19 protein-coding genes and 1 tRNA gene are annotated in these 23,590 nt (G+C 42.1%); 13 read left to right on the top strand and 7 right to left on the bottom strand.

Features of this window, described 5'->3' with window-relative positions; translation table 11 throughout:
• Positions 1 to 3: 3 nt before the first annotated feature.
• A complete protein-coding gene (locus ACOFKR_RS05945) occupies positions 4 to 1,269 on the top strand; it encodes an anthranilate synthase component I family protein (RefSeq protein WP_419803101.1) in 1,266 nt (421 codons plus the stop codon).
• 68 nt (positions 1,270 to 1,337) lie between these two features.
• Here the strand turns inward: ACOFKR_RS05945 and ACOFKR_RS05940 are convergent, their stop codons facing one another.
• Together ACOFKR_RS05940 and ACOFKR_RS05935 are read right to left on the bottom strand one after the other, a co-directional pair.
• Positions 1,338 to 2,072 (bottom strand): YqjF family protein, encoded by a 735-nt coding sequence (locus tag ACOFKR_RS05940; RefSeq protein WP_419803100.1) that lies wholly within the window; start codon positions 2,070 to 2,072, stop codon positions 1,338 to 1,340.
• A 108-nt stretch (positions 2,073 to 2,180) separates the two neighbouring features.
• Positions 2,181 to 2,489, bottom strand: a complete 309-nt coding sequence (locus ACOFKR_RS05935; protein WP_419803099.1) for a hypothetical protein — start codon at positions 2,487 to 2,489, stop codon at positions 2,181 to 2,183.
• Positions 2,490 to 2,955: 466 nt separating this feature from the next.
• On the opposite strand from ACOFKR_RS05935, the gene ACOFKR_RS05930 reads away from it, so the two are divergent.
• Positions 2,956 to 5,817 (top strand): TonB-dependent receptor, encoded by a 2,862-nt coding sequence (locus ACOFKR_RS05930; RefSeq protein WP_419803098.1) that lies wholly within the window; start codon positions 2,956 to 2,958, stop codon positions 5,815 to 5,817.
• A 142-nt stretch (positions 5,818 to 5,959) separates the two neighbouring features.
• Here the strand turns inward: ACOFKR_RS05930 and ACOFKR_RS05925 are convergent, their stop codons facing one another.
• Positions 5,960 to 6,697, bottom strand: a complete 738-nt coding sequence (locus ACOFKR_RS05925) for an SDR family oxidoreductase (RefSeq protein ID WP_419803097.1) — start codon at positions 6,695 to 6,697, stop codon at positions 5,960 to 5,962.
• Between the two features lie 352 nt (positions 6,698 to 7,049).
• Between ACOFKR_RS05925 and ACOFKR_RS05920 the strand changes: the two genes are divergently transcribed.
• From ACOFKR_RS05920 to ACOFKR_RS05895, 6 genes are all read left to right on the top strand, one after another.
• Positions 7,050 to 7,634 (top strand): TIGR00730 family Rossman fold protein, encoded by a 585-nt coding sequence (locus ACOFKR_RS05920; protein WP_419803096.1) that lies wholly within the window; start codon positions 7,050 to 7,052, stop codon positions 7,632 to 7,634.
• 394 nt (positions 7,635 to 8,028) lie between these two features.
• Positions 8,029 to 10,983, top strand: a complete 2,955-nt coding sequence (locus ACOFKR_RS05915; RefSeq protein WP_419803095.1) for a CheR family methyltransferase — start codon at positions 8,029 to 8,031, stop codon at positions 10,981 to 10,983.
• 7 nt (positions 10,984 to 10,990) lie between these two features.
• Positions 10,991 to 12,574 carry a PAS domain-containing sensor histidine kinase gene (locus tag ACOFKR_RS05910; RefSeq protein WP_419803094.1) on the top strand — a complete coding sequence of 528 codons (1,584 nt, stop codon included), beginning with the start codon at positions 10,991 to 10,993 and terminating at the stop codon, positions 12,572 to 12,574.
• Between the two features lie 20 nt (positions 12,575 to 12,594).
• On the top strand, positions 12,595 to 13,611 hold the full coding sequence (locus tag ACOFKR_RS05905) for a chemotaxis protein CheB (protein ID WP_419803093.1): 1,017 nt from the start codon (positions 12,595 to 12,597) through the stop codon (positions 13,609 to 13,611).
• Positions 13,612 to 13,673: 62 nt separating this feature from the next.
• Positions 13,674 to 13,746 (top strand) — tRNA-Thr (locus tag ACOFKR_RS05900).
• Positions 13,747 to 13,841: 95 nt separating this feature from the next.
• Complete coding sequence (locus ACOFKR_RS05895; RefSeq protein WP_419803092.1) at positions 13,842 to 14,147, top strand: hypothetical protein; 306 nt, start codon at positions 13,842 to 13,844, stop codon at positions 14,145 to 14,147.
• Positions 14,148 to 14,220: 73 nt separating this feature from the next.
• On the opposite strand, the gene hscA is transcribed toward ACOFKR_RS05895, so the two are convergent.
• Complete coding sequence (gene hscA / locus ACOFKR_RS05890; protein ID WP_419803091.1) at positions 14,221 to 16,065, bottom strand: Fe-S protein assembly chaperone HscA; 1,845 nt, start codon at positions 16,063 to 16,065, stop codon at positions 14,221 to 14,223.
• Positions 16,066 to 16,281: 216 nt separating this feature from the next.
• On the opposite strand from hscA, the gene ACOFKR_RS05885 reads away from it, so the two are divergent.
• The 4 genes from ACOFKR_RS05885 (at position 16,282) to ACOFKR_RS05870 (ending at position 21,343) form a co-directional block, all read left to right on the top strand.
• The gene (locus tag ACOFKR_RS05885) at positions 16,282 to 19,092 is read left to right on the top strand and encodes a TolB family protein (protein WP_419803090.1); all 2,811 of its coding nucleotides are present in this window, start codon (positions 16,282 to 16,284) and stop codon (positions 19,090 to 19,092) included.
• A gap of 67 nt (positions 19,093 to 19,159) precedes the next feature.
• Positions 19,160 to 20,146, top strand: a complete 987-nt coding sequence (gene rfaE1, locus ACOFKR_RS05880; RefSeq protein ID WP_419803089.1) for a D-glycero-beta-D-manno-heptose-7-phosphate kinase — start codon at positions 19,160 to 19,162, stop codon at positions 20,144 to 20,146.
• A 1-nt stretch (position 20,147) separates the two neighbouring features.
• Positions 20,148 to 20,702 carry a D-sedoheptulose 7-phosphate isomerase gene (locus ACOFKR_RS05875; protein WP_419803088.1) on the top strand — a complete coding sequence of 185 codons (555 nt, stop codon included), beginning with the start codon at positions 20,148 to 20,150 and terminating at the stop codon, positions 20,700 to 20,702.
• A 47-nt stretch (positions 20,703 to 20,749) separates the two neighbouring features.
• Complete coding sequence (locus ACOFKR_RS05870; RefSeq protein ID WP_419803087.1) at positions 20,750 to 21,343, top strand: hypothetical protein; 594 nt, start codon at positions 20,750 to 20,752, stop codon at positions 21,341 to 21,343.
• Positions 21,344 to 21,468: 125 nt separating this feature from the next.
• Here ACOFKR_RS05870 and ACOFKR_RS05865 read toward each other — a convergent pair whose 3' ends face one another.
• The gene (locus tag ACOFKR_RS05865; RefSeq protein ID WP_419803086.1) at positions 21,469 to 21,975 is read right to left on the bottom strand and encodes an SRPBCC family protein; all 507 of its coding nucleotides are present in this window, start codon (positions 21,973 to 21,975) and stop codon (positions 21,469 to 21,471) included.
• Entirely contained in the window at positions 21,972 to 22,292 is a 321-nt protein-coding gene (locus ACOFKR_RS05860; protein ID WP_419803085.1) for an ArsR/SmtB family transcription factor, read from the bottom strand. Before ACOFKR_RS05860 ends, ACOFKR_RS05865 begins: the two co-directional genes overlap by 4 nt.
• Positions 22,293 to 22,739: 447 nt before the next feature.
• On the opposite strand from ACOFKR_RS05860, the gene msrB reads away from it, so the two are divergent.
• Positions 22,740 to 23,153 carry a peptide-methionine (R)-S-oxide reductase MsrB gene (msrB, locus tag ACOFKR_RS05855; RefSeq protein ID WP_419803084.1) on the top strand — a complete coding sequence of 138 codons (414 nt, stop codon included), beginning with the start codon at positions 22,740 to 22,742 and terminating at the stop codon, positions 23,151 to 23,153.
• A gap of 51 nt (positions 23,154 to 23,204) precedes the next feature.
• On the opposite strand, the gene ACOFKR_RS05850 is transcribed toward msrB, so the two are convergent.
• Positions 23,205 to 23,495, bottom strand: a complete 291-nt coding sequence (locus tag ACOFKR_RS05850) for a GIY-YIG nuclease family protein (protein WP_419803083.1) — start codon at positions 23,493 to 23,495, stop codon at positions 23,205 to 23,207.
• Positions 23,496 to 23,590 lie beyond the last annotated feature (95 nt).

The raw sequence follows: 23,590 nt of genomic DNA, 5'->3' as shown, positions 1-23,590 counted from the left end.
AGGGTGATAAAAGAAGCATCCCTGATCAATATCAATTTATTCAAAAGAAAAGCCCTTCATTGGGCTTCTTCTTTTAATACGGTTTCGGTTTTTGATTCAAATAATTTCAATGATCCTTATTCTGATTTTGACTGGATGCTGGCGGCGGGCAGTTTGGATGAATTGGAAGTTGATGCCAATGCTTCTTTTATCCACCTAAAATCATTCAGGCAAAAATATCCGAACCAATGGCTGCCAGGCTTTTTAAGTTATGATCTGAAGAATGAGGTTGAAAACCTGACCTCCGAAAACCCTGATTACCTGCACTTTCCTCAGCTTTATTTTTTTGTGCCGAAGCATGTTTTATTGCTGAAGAACAATCAATTGGAAATCATTTCTACAGAAGCTGAAAAAACTTGGTTTGAAATTGAAGCAACAAAAATACATTTGATCAAAAAAGCTTCCCTTCAGATCAAAGCAAAAATCAGCAAGGAAGAATATCTTGGAAAAGTAAACCAGATCAAACAGCACATTCTTCGCGGTAATATTTATGAAACCAATTTTTGCCAGGAGTTTTATGCTGAAAATGCACAAATCGATCCGATTTCGGTTTTTGAGGAACTGAACGCCGTCTCGCCAACACCTTTTGCCTGTTATTTTAAAGTAAAAGATAAACATGTTATTTCTGCAAGTCCGGAGCGTTTTTTAGCCAAAAGAAATCAGCGGTTGATCAGTCAGCCCATTAAAGGAACGGCTCCCCGATCTCCTGATCCTCAGCAGGACGAACACCAAAAAAACACCCTTAAAAACAGCATCAAAGAAAAAGCCGAAAACGTAATGATTGTGGATTTGGTGCGGAACGACCTGACCAAGAGTGCTTTACCAGGAACAGTTGAAGCGGAAGAACTTTTTGGGGTTTACAGTTTCCGGCAGGTTCACCAAATGATTTCTACCGTTTCTGCAACATTGGATGAGCGTATTGATCCGGTAGATGCCATCAAAAATACGTTTCCGCCCGGTTCCATGACGGGCGCGCCCAAAATTAAAGCCATGCAACTGGCAGAATATTTTGAGGTCAGTAAAAGAAGCGTTTATGCCGGTTCGGCGGGTTATTTTTCGCCCGGCGGGGATTTTGATTTCAATGTCATCATCCGCACTATTTTGTACAACGCAGCAAAAAAATATCTTAGTTTTCAGGTTGGAAGTGCCATTACTTTTCAATCTGAAGCCGCAGCAGAATATGAAGAATGTTTGCTAAAAGCAAGTGCAATGATGCAGGTTTTAAGTTGAAAAAAGTTGCCACTGTTTGGTATCGTAACAGGCTTTCTTTTCAAACTAATTTACTGATAAGCAATAGTTTACATCAAATTTGTTGAAATTTTCCCGGCTACCCTGATTGCAACAGCAGACCCTTCGGCAAAAAACACAGAACAAGGTTTTGTTTGCAGATAAGGCGCAAACGCTTTCCCGTAAAGTTTTTCTACATCAGCCTTGAAAATAAATTTGTGTACCGGCCTAATTTTCCAGGAAATATGTTCTACCTGATACTCAACGGTTTTGTGTTCGTTCAGGCGGTTATAGCCCCAGTAATGTTCAAAAATAAATTCTTCTTCACTGCCTTTTTTTATTTCCTGCGGATTGTTTGCAACCATTGCGCCCAACTGGTTCCATTGTTTGTTCAATTTCCATTCGTACAAAAAAGCAGTTTCGCCATTACTTATTTTTGATGAAGAATGACGCATCGGCATCGCCTGATAATGTTCGTTGTAAATGTTGTTGGCCACGATCGGAATAATGTGTTTCGGAACAATTTCACTGATAAAAACAGCACCGCGTTTCCATACTTTTCCATCAAAATGCCGGACGTAAAAACGCAGATTTACCTCCTCAAAATTAATATGCCCTGGCCATTTGATGCCTAAAACTTTTGTGTTGAGAAACATAAAACCAACCATACTCACCAATGCTTTTCCCTGCCACAAATCCAACTCGGTTGCAGCAGGTAAAAAAGGTTTTAATATTTCTGGGTCAACTTCATAATTGATCATAATGAGGTTGTGCCATTCGGCTTCTAAAAATCTGATTTTGGGCATGATTACTTATAAATTTTGTACTGCCAGTACATATGACAGTCATTTATCGAACCGGATAAAATCGGCTTTAAATTAATGCAGTCCAAAAAAACACCGGTAAAAGAAGCATCAATCAAAATTATATTCCGAGCGCGGGTCTTCGGGCAAAATTTCCATTTCCGGATAACCGATATACCTGGCATACCACTGAATGGCGGATGCGATATCCAAAGCATCTTCTGCACTGATGTTGATCGTTTCAAACGCGAGCAGATTGCCACGGTCATCTGCATAAAGCTGGATTTCTTCGGGATGCGGTTTAAAATCCACTTCGTTCAAACAGTAAACCATTATTTTTAGGTCTGTATCTCTGGAGCGGATAATGTCCCGGCAGGCATCGTTCGGATCTTTCACTAAAAGAAATACGTTGTGGTTCATATCGGATAAATCAGTAGGTATAAATGTTCTGCAAGTAGCACGCTTCTTTTATGACCAAGAAAGCCATTAATGGTTTTGCAAAACCTGATATTGTTTCTGCCTGATATATAAATGCTTGATTTTATGTCGATAAAAACAGTATCTGATACTTCTTTTATCAGGTAAAAATCGGGCTGTCTGCAATGGAAATCAAACTTTCCGAACTTATTTTAAATAAAATTTTACTGATAAAAACAGCATCCGGATTTGGAAAAAATATTTTTAACCTTAATTTAGCCTACTAAATTTATAGACTTTATGGACTACTTTTTTTATCGTACAAATTTCAAGCTGTAAAATATTTATGTTGAAGTAAACGCCTCTTTTAAAACCTTGAAAATATTATTGTTACATTTTTTGCATGAAACTAAACCTACTTATTAAAATCTTGTTAATCAGCTTTTTAGCGTTACTACCGCCGTTTTTAATGGCTCAGATAAACGGTAATTACATTTTATCCGGCCTGGTAGAAGATGATACCGGCCAGCCGCTGCCCGGCGTTTCCGTTAAAATTAAAGGCAGTACAGCAGGCAGCACATCCGCCTCAAACGGTATGTTTTCCATCACCAGTAACGCTAAATTTCCGCTGACGCTGGTATTTTCCAGCATCGGTTTTAAACCGCAGGAGTTTTTGGTGAACAATCCGGGCAGTATGTTAAACGTACAATTGGTTACCCAATCTATGGTGATAAACGAAGTTGTGATTACGGCTTCGCGACAGGAAGAACGGCTGATGCGTTCGCCGGTGGCGATAGAAAAACTGGACATCCGCTCCATCCGAAACTCACCTGCCCCAAGTTTTTATGATGCGCTGGAGAATGTAAAAGGCGTACAGATGACAACTTCCAGCTTAACTTTTAAAGTGCCGAACACGCGTGGGTTCAACATCCCGAATAATTTCCGGTTTTTGCAGCTGGTGGACGGCGTAGATATGCAGGCTGCAACGTTGGGCGTTCCGCTCGGCAACGCCATTGGCCCAACCGAACTGGATATTGCCAGCGTGGAAATTACGCCTGGAGCCGCCTCTGCTTTGTATGGCATGAACGCGATCAACGGTATGGCCAACCTTATCACCAAAAACCCTTTTACTTATCAGGGTTTGAGCATTTATCAGCGTACGGGCATAAACCATGTCGATGGCATTGATCATTCGGCAAGCGTTTTGAGCGAAACGGCCTTGCGTTACGCCAAAGCTTTCAGTAATAAGTTTGCTTTTAAATTGAATGGCAGTTATATGCACGGAACCGATTGGATTTCTAATTCAACCCAGGATCAAAACCCCAATAGTTTACCTGGCGCCAACCCTTCTTTTTCGCAGCTGAATGGAGCCAATAATACCGCTTATGACGGCTGGAACCGTTATGGCGATGATGCTTTGGCAGGAAGTAACCTGATATCCATCAGCGGATTAACCATCAACGGAAAACCCAACCAAACGCTGCGTGTGGCGCGTACCGGTTATTATGAAAAAGATTTGGTAAACCCGGAAGTAAAAAATCTGAAGTTTGATGCCGCATTTCATTATAGACCAAATGAGCACACCGAAATGGTTTATAGTTACCGTATCGGCGATATGGACGGTACGTTTCAGCGCGGCAACAAAATCAGGCTGCAGGATGTGATCGTACAAAACCACAAACTGGAAGTGAAGGGCAAAAACTTCAAAATTTTGAGTTATATTTCTTTGGAAAATACGGGCAAATCCTACAACGTAAAACCTTTGGCTGATAACCTGGATTTGTACAGCGGCGGCGGCAATGCAGTTTGGGCAGCTAAATACAAAGCCGCATTGGTATCACAATTAAATACCGGTGCAGATTTGGCTACGGCCAATAATGCGGCCCGTGCTGCAGCAGATGCGGGTCGGGTTTTGCCCGGCACACAAGCTTTTAACGATCTGAAAAGTACCATTATCGGTATCAATAACTGGGACATTAAATCAAGCTTAATACCGGATGCACCGGCAACCGGTGGCGCAGCTTTGGTACAAAAAAGCCGGATGTACCATTTGGAAGGCCAGTGGGATTTATCAAAAACAATTAAAATTTTTGATTTACTGGTTGGGGCCGATGCACGTTTATACCAAATCATTCCGGATGGAAATAATTTTGTGGATTTTTCACGGCCGATTGCTGACCGGAACCAACCATTGCCAGACGGCAGTTTCGGAAACTACGTTTACTACAAAAAAGTTGGTGCTTTTGCACAAGGGACAAAAACGTTTTTTGATGAGAAACTAAAAGTCGTTGGTTCGTTGCGCTTTGATTACAACCCTTATTACGATCCTAAAATTACGCCCCGCATTGCAGCCGTTTATTCGCCGGTAGAAAACCAAAATTTTCGGGTTACTTTTCAGCAGGGTTACCGTTTTCCGTCGCTGTTTGAAGCACTTTCTTACGTCAATAATGGCCGGGTAAAAAGAGTCGGCAGTTTGCCTTTCATCGATCAGGGTCTGGGCTATCTGGACAATAGCTATACACAGACGTCTGTTGTTAATTTTAATAATGCGGTTGCCGCAGCCGGAAATACGGATGCTGCAGCTTTGGCCAACAAAGGTTTATTGCAAACCGCCGATCTGCCAAAAGCGCGTCCCGAACGCATCAATTCTTTTGAAATTGGCTATAAAAGCGTGGTTTTTGATAACAAAGTGGTGATTGACTGGGACGCCTACTCTAATATTTATAATGGCTTTCTGGGTCAGGTGCAAGTTTATGTGCCTAAAAACAGTATGTTAGGTTCTGATGCCGCGGTTTTGGCCATGCTGGACCGAAACCGCGATGCCACAACGGCCACAACCACAACAGCAGCAAGTGCAGGGCAAGAGCGTTACCGCGTTTACACCAATGCCAAAAACGATTATCATAATTACGGCTCGGCCTTGGGTATTACCTACAATTTTTATAAAACGTACAGCATGGCAGGCAATATCAGCTTTAACAAACTGGTGGCCAACAAAACGGATGATATTTTTGTGACCGGTTTCAACACACCGATTTTATCTACCAATTTGTCTTTTGGCAACCGCGAAATCATTAAAAATTTTGGTTTTAACGTGATCTACAAATGGCAGCAGGGTTTTTTGTGGGAAAGTCCGCTGGTAACCGGCTCCGTTCCGGCCATCCATATATTTGATGCACAAGTATCGTTGCGCGTCCCTCAATACAAAGCCATCGTTAAAATTGGCGCGACGAATTTATTGAACCGGCGTTACATCCAATACGCAGGCGGACCAACGCTTGGCGGTTTATATTATGTAGCCATTACTTTTGATGGTTTGCTGGAAAAATAGTTGGATACTGTTTTTACCGGCATAAAAACAGTATCGGATTAAAAGCATAGAAAGCAAACCTGTGCTTTCTAACCAAATTTTTTTGTTGCAATTATTAAGGAAACGAATCAAAGCTTCATTAATTCTATTTTAAAAATCAGAGTTAAGCCTGAGCAGTCGGCCGAATAATAATTTCGTTCACATCAACTTCCGCTGGCTGGCTGATTGCATACGCGATAGCGCGGGCAATTGCATCCGGCGGCATAGCCATTTTTTCCATAGAATCAACAATCTGGGCTTTTACTTCAGGATTCGTCATCGAATCTGCAAGGTTAGTTTGAACGAAACCCGGAGTAATAATGGTTACGCGTAAATTGGGCCCAGCTTCCTGCCGCAAGCCTTCAGAAATAGCCCGAACGGCGAATTTAGTACCAGAATAAACCGACATGGTTGGCTTGGTGATCAATCCGGCCGTAGAAGCCGTGTTTACAAAATGCCCAAAACCTTGCTTCCTGAACACAGGCAAAGCTGCAGCAATTCCATACAAAACACCTTTAATGTTTACGTCGATCATATCTTCCCAGTCTTCCACGCGCAACTCCTCCAAAAGGGAAGTTGGTGCAATGCCGGCGTTGCTGATGAGAACGTCGAGCCTGCCGTATTTATCGCAGGCCAGCTTTACCAGGTTTGATAAATCTTCGCGTTTTTTTACATCTGCAACTGCATAAGATGCTTCGCCGCCTACTTCCGAAATACGTTTTGCCAATGCTTCCAAACGATCTATCCGGCGTGCACCAAGTACCACTTTTGCACCTTGTTCTGCAAGCAACAGCGCAGTTGCCTCACCTATTCCGCTGCTTGCCCCGGTAATGATAATTACTTTGTCTTGTAGGTTTTCCATAAAATTTTCTTTGAAAGTAAAAATAATTTCTTCCAACAATTTTTAGGTGATAAAAAATGCACCCGAGTAAAAAAAAAGAATTTAACAGCTGATCGACTATCAAATAGATTGTTCAAAACCTAAATCTAAGAAAGAAAACGTTATTTTTAAGCTCATTAACCTTATATCTTAGAGCCTGTTTAAAATTTATCTGCGAAAAAACCTTATGCTTCTTTTACCCTATAAAAATTGGTATTTCCATCAATCTGAATCAATCGAAAACCAAGTGTTTGCCATTTTTAGGGTGATAAAAGAAGCATAGAAAATGTATTGAACAAAATTTAAACAGGCTCTTAAACAAAATATTTTTTACATGAATGCAATCTGTATTTTCTGCGGATCAAACTTTAACGGAGATGAAAACCTGGCATTGGCCGTTGACCAGTTGGCGGAGTTGATGGTTGAGCAAAATATTTCATTGGTTTTTGGCGGCGGAAAAGTTGGCGTGATGGGCTTGATGGCGGATGCCATTTTGAGCCGCGGCGGCAAAGCCATTGGCGTAATTCCTGGATTTTTGATGGACAAAGAAGTCGGGCACAACGGTTTGACCGAAATGCACGTGGTAGAAAACATGCACCAGCGCAAGCAAATGATGAACGATCTGTGCGATGGCATCATCACGCTGCCCGGCGGTTTTGGCACGCTGGAAGAACTTTTTGAAACACTGACCTGGCTGCAATTGGGCTTACATCATAAACCAATCGGGATATTAAATATTGGTGGTTTTTATGATTTTTTGCTGAAACAGATGGACGTAATGGTACAGCAGCAGTTTTTAAAACCCACTAATCGCAACCTGCTGTTAAACAGCACAAACCCGAAAGAACTACTTGCTGCGATGCACAATTTCAAAGCCTTGCCGGATGAAGTTTGGTTTAAAAATCAAAAACTCACCTAAAAAAGGTGGTAAAAGAAGCATGTGCAAACCCCGGATGTATCTACTTTTAAATGCTTTCATTTTCTGTTGTGAAAAAAAGCCTCCGAACCGGGGAGATCAGGAGGCTTTAACCAATTATAAACCTAAATAATGAGAGGGAACTGCTGCTTTGTACGAAACAAAATAAGCAAGGGTTACAAAAAATTTCTTCTCCCGTAAAATAAATCCGAATCGTACTACTCCTGATTTTTTCCGGCTATTTTAAAAAATTTTCAGGAATATTCATACCTATTATTGGCTGCCCAATTGTTATTTGTGCTTATTGTACAATCTGTTTCTCTTCAACAACAGAATACCTGAACATAAATCTTAATTTTATCAATTAAATTATAAAAACGCGGTGATGGAAAGTGATATGCCAGGTGAACCTGAAACAGTAAAAATCAATCGAAAAACAGTCAAAAAAAACAATACTTTACTCAGAAATAAAAAGCCAAAGTCTTTCCCGATTATATGCATCGGCGGTTCTGCCGGTTCTTTTCAATCGTTTGAAAAGTTTTTTATGAACATGCCTTCCGATAGCGGGATGGCTTTTATAATTGTAATGCACCTTGACCCGAACCACAACAGCGGCGTTACAGATGTGATACAAACTTTCTCGCCAATGCCTGTGGCCGAAGCCCGCGATGGAATGCTGATACAGCCGGACCATGTTTACGTTATTCCGCCAAACAAGGATATGGGCATACATAACCGCAAATTGCTGCTGTTTTCGCCCGGTAAGGCGCATGGCTTCCGGTTGCCGATTGATTATTTTCTGCAAAGCCTGGCGGAAGACCAATGGAACAAAGCAGTTGCCATCATTTTTTCGGGGATGGGATCTGATGGGGAAACCGGCCTGCGGATGATTAAAGAGAAACTGGGCATGGCCATGGTGCAGGACCCGGAAACGGCTCAGTTTGATAGTATGCCCAAAGCCTCTATCGGTACTAATTTGGTTGATTACGTGCTGTCCCCGGAGGAAATGCCGGTAAAACTGATCCAGTACATGAACCATCCGGCACTGAGTGAAGACCCGACAGAACCTGTAAAAAAAGAAATCAAAGACAGTAATTCCATTTTTAAAATCCTGATGATCCTGCGCAGCCAAACCGGTCATGATTTTTCTCATTATAAAAAAAATACGATCACGCGGCGGATCGATCGTCGGCTGGCTTTCCACCAGTTGCCGGACTATAACCACTACATCAGTTACTTGCGCGAAAACCCGCATGAGATTAATGTTCTTTTTAATGAATTGCTGATTGGCGTAACCAAGTTTTTTAGGGATGCACAGGCTTTCGAGTCGTTGAAAGAAAAATTCTACCATTTCCTGAGTTATAAAACGGAGAGCGAACCAGTCCGCGTTTGGGTGGCCGGCTGCTCTACCGGCGAAGAAGCTTATACCATTGCCATGCTCCTGATCGAGTGTTTTAGCAATTCAAGGGTTAACCGGGTGCCCAAAATACAGATTTTTGCAACCGATTTGGATAAAGAAGCGATAGAAACCGCACGCGCAGGCATTTACCACAGCAATATTGTGGCCGATGTTTCACAAGACAGGATGGAACGCTTTTTTGTGAAACGGAATGAGAAATTTCAGATAAAAAAAGAACTGCGTGAGATGATTGTGTTTGCACAGCACAACCTGATTAAAGACGCTCCTTTTACCCGTTTAGATTTATTGTCGTGCCGCAACGTAATGATTTACCTGAACGCGGAACTGCAAAAAAAAATTATCCCGATTTATCATTATTCCCTCAAACCAAAAGGGATTTTATTAATGGGGCCGGCAGAAACCATTGGTGGTTTTACGGACATGTTTGCGCCGATTGACCCAAAGTGGAAGATTTTTGAACGACGGGAAGGTTCTGTTTACTCACCGAAAGTAATTGATTTCCCGTTCAATGTTTCTAAACAAACGATCAATATCAGTAAAAAACCCGAACTAAAAACATGGGGTAAAAACAGCATGGCCGATAATTTCAACAGGTTTTTGCTGGCTAATTATACACCGGTTTCCATTTTGGTGGATGAAGATGGCAATATCATGTACATCAACGGCAAAACCGGAAAGTTTTTAGAGCTGAACTCGGGCGAAGCGGTGATCAATATCTATGAGATGATCAAAGATGAGCTGAAATATGTGCTGCGGAATGCAATTTACCAGGCACACATTCAGAAAAACGACATCAGCATCAATGATATTAAAGTGAAAGAAGACCAGCAAACACGGCTGGTAAACCTGAAAGTTTCTTTGCTGGACACGCCCGCTTTGCACGGCCTGGTTTTGATTGTCCTGGAAGATAAAGGGCTGGTAAAAAAAGCATCGGTAAAAAAAGCACTCAAAGAAAAAAACAAGGAGGCCAACCCGCTTGCAGAAATTTTGGAAAAAGAGCTGGAATATACCAAACAGCAGTTAAACAGTACGATTGAGCAGATGGAAACTTCGCTGGAGGAACTGAAATCTACCAATGAAGAGCTGCAAAGCATGAACGAAGAACTGCAAAGCACTAATGAAGAATCATTGACCACAAAGGAGGAAATGCAATCTTTAAACGAGGAACTGATGACGATCAATACTTCGTATCAGGCCAAAACCGAAGAGCTTACCCACTTGAACAATGATATGAAAAACCTGCTCGACAGCACCGAAATCGGCACGATTTTTCTGGACAACGAGTTGAAAATCCTGCGCTTTACGCCCAAAATACAAACGCTGCTCAATGTAATTTCTACGGATATTGGCAGGTCTATTACGGATATTGTGCTCAATTTTGATCTGCCTAATATCAATCAGTTGATTTTTAATGTCATAGAAACACTGGTTGCCCGGGAAGTTGAAATCAAAACCCAGAAAAACAGCTGGTTTAACCTGCGGATTATGCCTTATCGCACCATAGATAATTTTATAAGCGGTGTAGTGCTTACTTTTACAGATATTACTTCCCTCAAAATAATGGAGCACAAACTGGCCACCATTATTACTTATGCAAAAACTTCGGTCAGCCTGATGCAGCAGCCGGCCTTGTTGCTGGATGGAAAATTACAGGTGATCGAAGCAAATAATTTGTTTACAGACTATTTTGATTTGAAGGAACACGATTTGAACGGGATGCCTTTTGCAGTATTGGTGCACGAATACTGGAAAACAAACCGGCTGGATAAAGTGATAAAAAACATGGCAGATGAAGATGTCAGGATTTTACTGGATCAGGATTTTCCGCAGATTGGAAATAAGAAGTTTTCTTTCAACAGTATTCCGTCTATAGACAGGCAAACGAAAGAAACACTGTTGGTTTTGGCGGTAATTGAAAACCTCCCGTCATGATTAGTTTATGAAAAACAGTAAAGAAAAAGGGATAGCATTGCTGCGGAAAAAGGCTAAAGACGTATTATCTACCGATAAAAACAGCATTAGTGATTTGCCGGTTACAGAAGTAAAGCGTATGCTGCAGGAATTACAGCTTTACCACATTGAGCTGGAAATGCAAAACGACGAACTGCAGCTGGCCACCGCCGAACTGGAGCTGCAGCGAATGAAGTATGAAAACCTGTTTGAGCTGGCTCCGGTTGGGTATATTGTATTAGATAAATTTGCCGTTGTGCGGGAAGCAAACCATGCAGCCTTGCAATTGCTGGAGGTTGAAAAAAACATATTGCTGCACAAACCTTTGTTACTGAACATTTATAAAGAAGACTCGGATCAGTTTTACGTTTATTTCCATAAGCTTCTTTTATCACCTAAATCTTTAAGCTGCCAGATCCGGATGCAAACGGCCGCCAAAAAAGTGCTGATTGTACAGCTTGAGGGCGTTGCGCTTCAACCGGTTTCCGGCGATGCACAATATTATTTGACCGTTATCGATTGTACCGAAAAACAACAGGCACAAGTAAAGTTAAAAGATGCCAAAACACAGCTCGACATAGCATTAAGTGCCTCTTCAACAGGCATTTGGGAAATCGATATCATTACGGGTAAAGTTTGTTTGGATAAGTTTTGCTGCTCGCTGTATGGTATCGAGCTGCTGGCTTTTGATGAAAAATACGATACGCTGCTGCGCCATATCCACCCAAATGACCGTAAAAATGTGGAACTGCAGATCAGGCATACCATAGTAGCAGAAAAACAGCTGTCCATTCGTTTCAGGGCGCTTATGCCCGATCAAAACATAAAATATATACAGGCAAGGGCACAGGTAGTTACATATAAAGATGATAAGAAACGACTGATCGGCACATTTACAGACATTAGCGAGAAGATGATTTTGGAACTCGATTCCATCCGCATTAAACAAGAAAACCAGCAGATGATTTTGGCTGCCGGCCTGCAGGCCGAAGAAAGGGAGAAGAAAAGGATTAGTGAGGTTTTACACGATGGCATTGCCCAAATGCTTTATGCTATTAAATTAAATATAGAACAGATAAAAAAAGCACCTGATTATGCTGATTTTGAACAAGTTACCTATCTGCTGAACAGAAGTATCAAAGATATCCGCAATATCTCTTTTGAGCTTACGCCTTCAATCCTGGCAGATTTTGGCCTTGCAGCTACGCTGGAAGATATGGCAGTCCGCCTGTCTAACAAAAATTTATCGATCAGCAGCAAGGTAACCAATATTGGCCAAAACCAGGATTTTCCGTTGCAGTTAAACATTTTCCGGATGATACAGGAACTGGTGAACAATGCCATTAAACACGCTTCGCCCACTAAAATCAACATAGAAGCGGTTAAAAAAAACAAACTTATTGTACTTACAGTTGCTGATAATGGCACCGGTTTTAAAAAAGATGCCACTGTGCCAAAAGGCATTGGTTTAAGCAGCATTAAAAACAGGTTAAGGTTATATAAGGGCAGCCTGAAAATAGAGCCGCAGGCAATAGCTGGTACAATAGTTTCTATCAGCCTGAAAAATTTTTAAAGTTTGTTTCTTTGTAAAATATGAGTGATCTTAAATCCGTAATTGTTATCGGGGCTTCGGCCGGCGGCTTACAGGCAATCAGCAGTGTATTGAAAAATATCCGCCCTGATCTGGATGCGACCATACTTGTAGTGCTGCATGTGGCCCGCAGCTCTAACGGAAGCATTTTGGTCCATCACCTGCAAAAACAAACCCCTTTTACCTGCAAAATTGCAGAAGACGGCGAGATCATCAAAAACAAACACGTTTATATTGCCAGGCCGGATTTTCAAACCCTGGTAACTGCAGAGGTTATCAGGGTGATTAAAGGTCCGCACGAAAACCGCTGGCGGCCGTCTATTGATGTTTTGTTCCGGTCGGCAGCAGCTGCATTCAACGCTAAAACCATCGGCATTATCCTTACGGGTTTGCTGGATGACGGAACAGCGGGCATGCTGGCCATTAAAAGGTGCGGCGGCATTTGCATTGTGCAGGAACCGGAAGAAGCGGAGTTTGCAGATATGCCTATCAGTGTTTTAAACCATGTAGATGTGGATTACAGAGTACCGATTTCCGACATTGGTTATATTTTGGATGACATGAGTACAAAACCAGCCAGCCCGGACGCGCAGGTTCCGGAAGACATCAGGATTGAAGCTGCCCTGACCGAAAAGATGATCAGCGATATTGATGAACTGAAAAAAATTGGTACGCGCAGCGATTACACTTGCCCGGATTGCGGCGGCAGTTTGTTTTTAATGAATAACGATACAGCGCACCGCTACCGCTGCTTTACGGGCCATGTTTATACAGAAAAACTATTGCTGGACAAACAATCAGAATCTTTAGAAGAATCGTTGTGGGTATCGTTGCGTAAGCTGGAAGAACGAAAAAATTTGCTGCAAACCACCGCTAAACATCAGCATCAGCTAAACCATCCTGATTTAGAAGCCGAAAAAACAGCAAAAGCCGAAGAAATGGCCGCACATATCGAAAGGTTAAAAACGCTGCTTGTTTCGCTGGGGGAAACGGCTCCAAACAGCATAGGATATGAGTAACCGGATATAATTATAATTTTGTACCGGTAAAAGAAGCATGCTTCTTTTACCGGTACAAAATTGCCGACGTAGCTCAGCTGGTAGAGCAACTCATTCGTAATGAGTAGGTCGCAGGTTCGATTCCCGTCGTCGGCTCAATCTTCACTTGGCACACCAAAAACCACAAAACTTTATCCCTTTAACAACGTTCTGCAAACTAAACACAAATTTAACCCTTTAAAAGAAGCACCATGGATACCCTGAAAAAATTTGCCGCGATGGAAAAAATCGTTAACGAGCTGGAAGATTTAAAAAACAGCCAGCAGGCAATCATACAAAAATTAGGAAAAATAGAAGTTGATAATTTTGACCTTGGCGACAAACGTTTAGAAAAAGATTTGCCGGATATGCACCAACGCATTTCTGATAATTTAGATGCAATTGCTAATATTTTGGAATATTTTGCCGGAAATACAGATAAATTCCACGATTCCAACAACATTGAAACCTTAAAAGAACAAGCCGCCATCCGTGAAGCGGCCGGGAACGAAGAATAATTTTTTAGTTTAATCTGAAAAGTGAAAAGGCACCAATCGGTGCCTTTTTTTATGCTATAAAAACAGCATCGGCTTACTCTACACTTTTGCCTTTCATGGCCACACCAATGGCTTGGTCCATCAGCCGTTCTGCAAAAGGTTTTGTAAACTCGTTTAGCAGATCAATGTTTTTGTGGATCAGATCTTTATCGCCCAAAGTTAGCGATGCTTTCAGTTCGGCAACCAACTTTAATGTATCTGTAATTTCTGTTGCCGCCAGATAAGCTACATTTTTTTGCACAAAGCGTTCGGCGGTATAAACCATTTGTTCGCCTTCAGTGCGCGCTTCGATCAGCATCCGTTGCTTCACGTCGTCCTGAGCGTGGGTAATGCTGTCCATCAGCATTTGCTCTACTTCGGCATCTGTCAGGCCATACGCCGGTTTTACTTCCACTTCCTGTTTCACGCCAGAGCGTTGTTCTACAGCCTGGATTGTTAAAATACCATCGGCATTCAGCAAAAAGTTGATGTCCACTTTAGGAAAACCGGCCGGCATGGATGGGATTCCTTTCAAGTCAAACTCGGCCAGTTTGCGGTTTTCTTTTACGAGATCGCGTTCGCCCTGGTAAACTGCAATTTTCATATTCACTTGTCCGTCAATGGACGTTGTATATTGCCTTCCGGCTTTGGTCGGGATTTTGGCGTTGCGCGGAATGATTACATCCATCAAACCGCCCATCGTTTCGATGCCAAGGGAAAGCGGCGTAACGTCCAGCAGCAAAATATCCGTCCGGTTGCCAGCCAGAATATCTGCCTGAATGGCAGCACCTAAAGCAACCACTTCATCAGGATTTACATCATCATGTACCGGGCGGCCAAAAAATTCTGAAACCATTTTCTTCACTAAATGCGTGCGCGTTGAACCGCCAACCATTACCACTTCATCAATATCGCCCACTTCTAAACCGGCATCTTTCAGCGCAAGTCGGCAGCTTTGTATGGTTTGCTGCACTTTGGGCAAAATCAATTCTTCAAACGTGTTACGGTCAATCGTACACCAGATTTCGCCAATTTTCTCATTGAACAAACTTTGATGGGCAAACGCTTTTTTGGCTTCTTCGGCTTTCAACCTTAATTCCTGGTAAGGCAGGCCATGCTGTTTTTGCAGGTTGTTTTTCTCGATCCAATAGTTTACAATCAGGCGGTCAAAATCATCGCCGCCCAAAAAAGTATCGCCGTTGGTGGCCAAAACCTCAAAAATGCCGTTTTGTATCTGCAGGATGGAGACATCAAACGTGCCTCCGCCCAAATCATAAACGGCAATGGTTTTGGTTTCTTCCGGGTTGAGGCCGATGCCGTACGCCAAACTTGCGGCCGTTGGCTCGTTCACAATCCGCAGCACATCCAAACCGGCCAGCTTACCGGCATCGCGCGTGGCTTGGCGCTGCGAATCGTTAAAATAAGCCGGAACGGTGATAACTGCTTTGTTTACCGGTGTTTTTATCGCATGTTCGGCACGTTCTTTCAGCTCCTTTAAAATCAAGCCCGACAATTCTACCGGCGTGTAAAAAGCATCGCCAACCTTTATTTTGACCAGGCTTTCGGTATCGTCATCAATAATTTTGTAGGAAAAAAAATCCTCATGACCGGCCACATCTTTGTAAGAACGGCCCAGCAAACGTTTTACCGAAAAAATAGTGTTCTGCGGATCGCTGATCAAGAAGTTTTTGGCTTCATTTCCAACCGAAACCTCTCCTTGTTCGCCAAAATGGATCACCGAAGGCACCAAAACGCCCTTGCCGGTATCGTTTATTACCTGCGGGTTTTTGTCTGGGTTGATGAAAGCCACCAGCGAATTGGTTGTGCCGAGATCAATGCCAACGATAACTTCTTCCTGCTGGATGGAACCGGTGGTGAGGTTGATGGAAATTGTAGCCATAATGCCGCAAAGTTAGGAGTTTTGCAAAACGGCGTGTCATGTGAGTGTAGAAGGGGTTTTTGTCGTTTCGGTCCTCAGGAAAACCCTTCATCGAAATGTAATGCTTCTTTTACCGGTATAAATTAGTTGGTTTGATAAAGGTTTTTCCTATCGTTTGGGCAAGGCAACACAGAAATAAATAATTTTGTTAATTTCCGTCCCGCAAAAAATTGATCAATGTCTGCCATTTGCAAATCCGTTCTGATACTGTTTTTATCGACCTTTTTTTGGTGCCGGTTGCAGGCGCAGCAGTTTGGCGGCAACCCGCCGTCCATCCATTGGCAGCAAATCAATACAAAAAATGCACGGGTTATTTTTCCGCAGGGCTTGGATTCTTCGGCGCAACGCGTGGCCAATATCATCAATTTTATGAGCAGGGACATTACGCCAACGATTGGTTTTAAACAAAAAAAGATCAACATTGTCCTCCAAAACCAAACCACGGTTTCCAACGGTTATGTTGGTTTGGCGCCTTTCCGGAGCGAATATTATTTAACGCCAGATCAAAACAGTTTTGAGCTGGGCAGCTTGCCCTGGACAGACCAACTGGCGATACATGAATTTCGCCACGTGCAGCAATACAACAATTTTGATGTTGGCCTCACCAAAGTTTTCCATAACATTTTTGGCGAGGGCGGACAAGCGGTTTTAAGCACTTTGACCGTGCCCAACTGGTTTTATGAAGGTGATGCGGTTTTTAATGAAACTTTAACAAGCAATCAAGGCCGCGGCCGTCTGCCTTATTATTTCAACGGTTACCGCGCGTTGTGGTCGGCCAATAAAAATTATAGCTGGATGAAACTGCGCAACGGTTCGTACCGGGATTTTGTGCCCGATCATTATCCGCTGGGTTATATGGAAGTGGCTTTCGGACGGGAGAATTACGGTGATGATTTCTGGAAAAAAGTAACGCAGGATGCCGCATCCGTTAAATCAACATTTCGCGGCGCAATCAAAAAATATTCGGGTTTGGGTTATCCGCAATTCCGGACGAAGGCTTTGGCTTATTTCAAAAACCAGTTTTCTGCGGAGGATGCAAAGCAATCCCAGCCAAAACATTTTGTGGCCAACCAGGAGTTTCCGGCTTTCATCAATGATACTTCTTTTATCTATGTAAAATCTACTTACAGCAAAGTGCACACGTTTGTGCTGCGGAACGGGAACACGGAAAAAGTGATCCGCAAGCGCGATATTTCTTTAGATAATCAGTTTTCGTACAAAAACGGTAAAATTGTTTACGCCGCTTACCGGCCGGATTTGCGCTGGAACTATCGGGATTACAGCGACCTGCAATTATTGGACGTCGCAACCGGAACGCAAAAAAACATCACTAAAAACAGCAAATATTTTTCTCCTGATTTAAGCGAAGACGGGAAAACGATCATCGCCGTTTTGCAATCTCCGCAAGGGAAAAGCGAGTTGCATTTGATTGAGGCCACAACCGGAAAAGTGCTGCGTAAAGTACCAAATCCGCAAAATTTGGTTTATACGTACCCTAAGTTTTTGGACGATAGTAATGCGGTTTCGGCCATCCGGTTTCCTTCCGGGAAAATGAGTTTGTCTGAAATTAACTTAAATAATGGCAAATTAGTAAACCTTACGCCTGCCGGTTTTAAAGTGATCGGTTTCCCGGCGATCCAAAAAGATACCATTTATTTTACGGCCGCCAGTGATAAAAACGATGCTTTGTTTGCCGTTACCTTATCAAACCACCAAATTTACCGGCTTAAAAACAGTATGCTCAATTCGCTGATCGGCAATTATCAGGTTACTATCGGCAATCATCAAATTTTGTACAACAGCTTTACGGCTTCGGGTTTTGAGTTGCATCAAACCCCAAAAAATGAAATTGAATGGCAGCCGGTTGCCGAAACAGGATTTACCGCGCCACTTGATGATTTCAAAATTACTGACCTGGAGAAAAACAATGCAGATTTGCTGGCTGCTGTTCCCGGTCAAAAATATACGACCGAAAAATACAACGGGTTGTCGCATTTGTTAAATTTTCACAGCCTCGAACCTTCTTTTAATGATCCGGATTATACGCTGGCTTTGGTTGGCCAAAATATTTTGAATACGTTTCAGCCCGAAATTTTCGGCACTTACAACCGCAACGAAGGTTACAAAAAAATCGGTTTTGATGCAGTTTACGACGCGCTTTTCCCCTATTTTTCCGGCGGCGTTAATTATACTTTTGATCGGCGTGCTTTCTTTAGGGGGCAAAATTTGTACTGGGACGAAACACAAATCCAGGGCGGTTTTTCTGTTCCGCTTACCTTCAGCAACGGCCAAAATTACAGCAATTTGGGTTTCGGCAGCAATTATGTGTACAATCAAAGTGCTTATAAAGGTGATTTCCGGGCTTTGCTGGGCACGCAGGCTTACAGTTATCTGGATAATTCGGTCAGGTTCAGCCATCAAAACCAAAAAGCTTACCAGCAAATTTATCCAAGTTTGGCGCAAAACATCAGTCTGAATTATAAAGTTGCGACTACTCATTACGTAGCTAACCAGTTTTTGGCCAATGCTTATTTTTATTTTCCGGGGATTTTCAGGAACAATAGTCTGGTGATCAACGCCGCATATCAGCAGCATAGTGGTGCAGGCGGAATCAGTTTGTTTTCTAATCAATTGCCTTTTTCCAGAGGTTATACAGCCGAAAACTTGCGTAAAATGAATAAACTGGCCGCCAATTATCATTTCCCGGTGGCTTATACCGATGCGGGTTTTGCCAGCTTTTTTTACCTGCTGCGCATCCGGGCAAACGTGTTTTACGATTATACACGTGCTTCGGATGTTTACAGTAACGGAATAGCTTATAAAACCAATTTTCGTTCATCAGGAACAGAAATTTACTTTGATTCGAGCTTATGGAATGAGCTGCCTTTTACATTTGGTTTGCGCTACACGCATTTGCAGGATCGGGATTTATTTGGCGGCCAAGGGCCAAACCGCTTTGAGCTAATTGTTCCGCTAAGCTTCTTTTAGCACATAAATTTTAGGCTAATTGGTCTTGCTTCCTGATCAAAACATTATTTTCGCCGGTAAAAACAGCATGTTGCCCCAAAAATTAAAAGCTTTACAAACCATTTCACGTCAGCCTAAAATTTTGATTATTGGTGATTTGATGATCGATCAATACATTTGGGGCGATGCTACGCGGCTTTCCCCGGAAGCACCGGTGCCCGTGGTCAATGTAGAAAAAGAATCGAGTACGCTGGGCGGTGCCGGTAATGTGGCGCAAAATTTATTGTCGTTTAAAGCGGATGTGATTGTGGCCGGCCTGATTGGTGATGATGTTGCCGGAAAAGAATTGTTGAAAGTTTTGGCCGATGAAAACGCCGATACCAGCGGAATCATAACCGATAAAAACCGGCCAACGACCATCAAAACGCGGATAATTGCCGGAAGCCACCAAATTGTGCGTGTTGACCGTGAAACAACTACAACCATCAGTCCGGAGTGTGAAGCGGAATTGTTTGGCAAGATTTTGCCGCATTTTGCAACTGCCGATCTGGTGTTGTTTTCGGATTATAATAAAGGCGTTTTTTCGCCTTCGCTTTGTGCGCAGATCATTAACCATTGCCGTTCAATCCATAAAAAAGTAATTGTTGACCCAAAAGGGTTGGATTTTGCAAAATACAAAGGTGCATATCTCATCAAACCCAATAAAAAAGAGCTGGCCCAGGCGGTTAAATTTGAAAAAATCAGCCATACCGAAGATTTAAAAAATGCGGCTTCGGCATTGTTTGCGCAAACTGATGCGGATTACGTGGTTGTTACCTTATCGGAAGGCGGAATGGCCGTGTTCACCCAAAACTCTTACCAGCTTTTGGAGGTTAAAGCAACCGAAGTTTTTGATGTGACCGGCGCGGGCGACACCGTTTTGGCTACATTAGCTTACTTTACCGCGTTGGGCTTTACGGTGGAAGAAGCTTGCGAACTGGCCAATCATGCGGCGGCAATCGTAATCCGTCGTGTGGGAAGTGCCAGTACCACTTTAGAAGAAATTATTGCAGATATGGAAAAAACCTACGATTAATATGGTAGCGCAGGAATTAAAAAACCACCAGGAACTGATTGCCAAAGTAATTGAAATGCTTCTTTTACCGATAGAAAATGGTTGCGCCATGATCAATGAAACGATTTTAAGCGGCAACAAACTGCTGATCGCGGGAAATGGCGGCAGCGCATCCGACGCGCAGCATATTGCGGCAGAATTTACCGGCCGTTTTGTAAAAGAACGTAAACCACTGGCTGCCATTGCGTTATCTACCGATACTTCTGCCCTTACGGCCATCGCCAACGATTATGGCTTTGAGCATATTTTCAGCAGGCAGTTGGAAGCACTGGCAAAACCCGGCGATCTTTTTCTGGGGATTTCTACCAGCGGAAACAGCCGGAACATACTCGCTGCTTTCCAATCCGCCAAAAAAACGGGTTGCAAAACGCTGGGTTTATCCGGCCGTAACGGTGGCCAAATGAACGATTTATGCGATCTAAACGTTGTTGTTCCTTCGGAGATTACAGCGCGCATACAGGAAATGCACATCCTGATCGGACATATTTTTTGTAAATCCACAGATGATCTTTTTTGATAAAACCGGACCAAAACTATTTTCAAACTAAACCCCACACCAAATTTATGCCTGTAAAAACAGTATGCCTGTTGCTGATGCTGCTCGGTGCACAAACTTGTTTGGCGCAATACGATAGCAAAATTTATAACCAGTATCTGGATTTTAATGAAGCGCAATCCAAAAATGAAACGGCAAAAGCCATGTTAAAAGCAGATAGTATTTTGCATAGTTCAGAAAAACTTCCGGCAAAAGCAGAAATCAGCTTTTTTGGCAGATTGGCCAAATTATATGAAGACCAGCATCAGCCTGAAAAATCGATTTTTTATAATGAAAAAGTAGTGGCTGCCGTGCCGGATTATTACGTTTCGCACCGCGCTTTGGGTTATTTATATCTGCTGCCATTAGATAGTTTGACTGAAAAGATCAATTCGGCCAAAAACAAACCTGCTGATTATGAAAAGTTTAAAGCGCAATATTTCAGGCAGATAAAAACAGCACTGCCGCATTTGGAAAAAGCCGAAGCCTGCGACCACGACGATGCAACTTTGGCTTTGATCAAAAGCTTGTATCAAAAACTGAACGACAAAGCCGGCCTGGCCGGTTTGGACAAGCATTTGAAATCGTTGCAGGCAAATTGTATTGATTTGTTGACGGATTAAGTTGGATTTTATCCGTATGAGTTTTACCGGTTTGCGTTTTTTGGTTTGGCAAAGTGGAGGAATTTAAAGTTCAAATGTTAAATTCAAAAATTTCCATTTTACCAAACCAATGTTAGCAGTTTTTTCTATTGTTGTTGTAAAGTTTGCAACAGCTCTTCCAAATAGTTCAATGTCATCGTGAACCCTCCCTGGAAGCCCATTTCAATTATCTTCTCTAAGTCGGCAAGGGCTTTGTGTTTAATAGCAATACTGACTTTTGTCGTTCCGTTTTGTTCGCTGAAGTTCAAATCCCAATCAGAACTTGGCATTTCAGTATTGATGTTTTCATCCTTGTCTGTAAAGGCATCAAAGAATTTAAAATTGGTTGTCGGGTTAATGGAAGTAAATTCCTGAATTGACCAATGTTCTTGTCCTTCGGGGCTTACCATGGCATAAAATCTTCTCCCGCCAACTTTAAAATCCATAAATTTTGTTTTTGAAACCCAGGGTTTAGGCGCCCACCATTGGTCAAGGATTTCCTGTCTGGTAAAAGCGTCCCATACCAGCGAAAGTCCGGCAGCAAAATCCCTGTTTACAAATACCGTTTTTGTTGTTTTGTCAACGGTAAAATCAAATTGCAAATTGTTTTTCATTTTTCCTGTTTTTTAATTGTTGATAATACCTGGTCGAGTTGGTTAAACCGGCTTTCCCAAATTTTTCTGAATTCGTTGAGCCATTTATCAACCTCTTTCATTTTTTCGATTTCAAGTGAGTAGTAAATTTCCCTGCCTTGTTGTTCCTGTTTTACAAGTCCGCATTCTGTAAGTATGCGCAAATGTTTAGAAACAGATTGCCGGGTAGTGTTAAAGTTGTCGGCAATGGCGTTCGGTGTCATGGCCTGCAATGCAATCAAGGTGATAATCGCCCGCCTTGTCGGGTCGGCTATTGCCTGAAAAATATCACGTCTCATAATGTTTGATTTTGTTCGCGAAACCAATCGGCTGCAAATATATGCGCAACTATTTGGTTTCGCAAATTTATTTTAAAATTAGATGAATGTTATTTTAAAATTGCAGATTTGGATTTTTGTAGAAGTTGCCGCTAACGAACTTGTATAAACTTGTTCTTTCATACTTTGCACCATGCTTCTTTTATCGCCTAAAAATTGGAATTGCCCGATTTTTAATTTCTGTAGTCTGGGTACAAGCACCAATTTTCATAGGGTAAAAGAAGCATCAGCCAAAAAAACAGGGTTAGAAAAAAAGCTTAAACAACCTCAACTTATATTGACGCAGGTTTTACAAACTTTTTTAACTTGGATGTCGTTAATTCTAACATGAAACGTTTGATATTAATTTCAATTACGGCCGCATCTGTTAGTCTTTTCGGGTGCCAGAATATAAATGGACAAAACAAGGTGGCTAGCAATCAGTCCAAGAGAAAAATCGTAAAAACCAATGCAGAGTGGAAGAAAGAACTTTCGCCAACTGCATACGAAATTATGGTTGACAGAGGCACGGAAGCACCTTACCACAATGCTTATTACAACAACCACGAAAAAGGTATTTATGTAAGTGCCGCGACTGGTGAACCGCTGTTTTCTTCTGCGGATAAATTTGAATCCGGAACGGGCTGGCCAAGCTTTGTCAAACCACTGGATATGAGCAAGATAGAAATTGTGCACGATAGCAGCTACGGCATGGATCGCGATGAAGTGATCGAAAAAAGTACCGGTTTCCATTTAGGCCACGTTTTTGATGACGGCCCGGCAAACCGTGGCGGAAAACGTTATTGCATGAACTCCGGTGCGTTCAAGTTCGTTAAAAAATAGTGGATAAAAGAAGCATACTTCTTTTATCGGTATAAAATTGGATTCGCTTTATTAATTTAAAGCGAATTCGTATTTTAAGCCCAACGTCAAATCCACCCAATCCGGGTTTACCGAGCGGATCATGTTTTCTTTCTGGCTCCTGGTAAAGCAGCTTACCGTTTGAAAACGTTTTGCGGCAACATCTTCCGAATTTAATTCTTCAAAATAAATCAGCCTGTTCAACTGATCAGAACTATTAAAAAACAGGTTGGGCATTTGCTGATAAAACTGAAGGGTTTTAACCAAATCAGAGCACATGCCAACGTGCAAACTGTTCCGATTACGGTCAGTAATAATATACATAATTTTTTTTCCTAATTTTACTCTTTTACGAACATTTAAATTTTGCATAATTCAATTTTATTACTAATTTTATGAGCACTAAGCTACTAATAAAT

It is taken from the genome of Mucilaginibacter sp. (genome assembly GCF_965201005.1).
GTDB lineage: Bacteria > Bacteroidota > Bacteroidia > Sphingobacteriales > Sphingobacteriaceae > Mucilaginibacter_A.
This window is presented reverse-complemented; position numbering and strand designations above follow the sequence as displayed.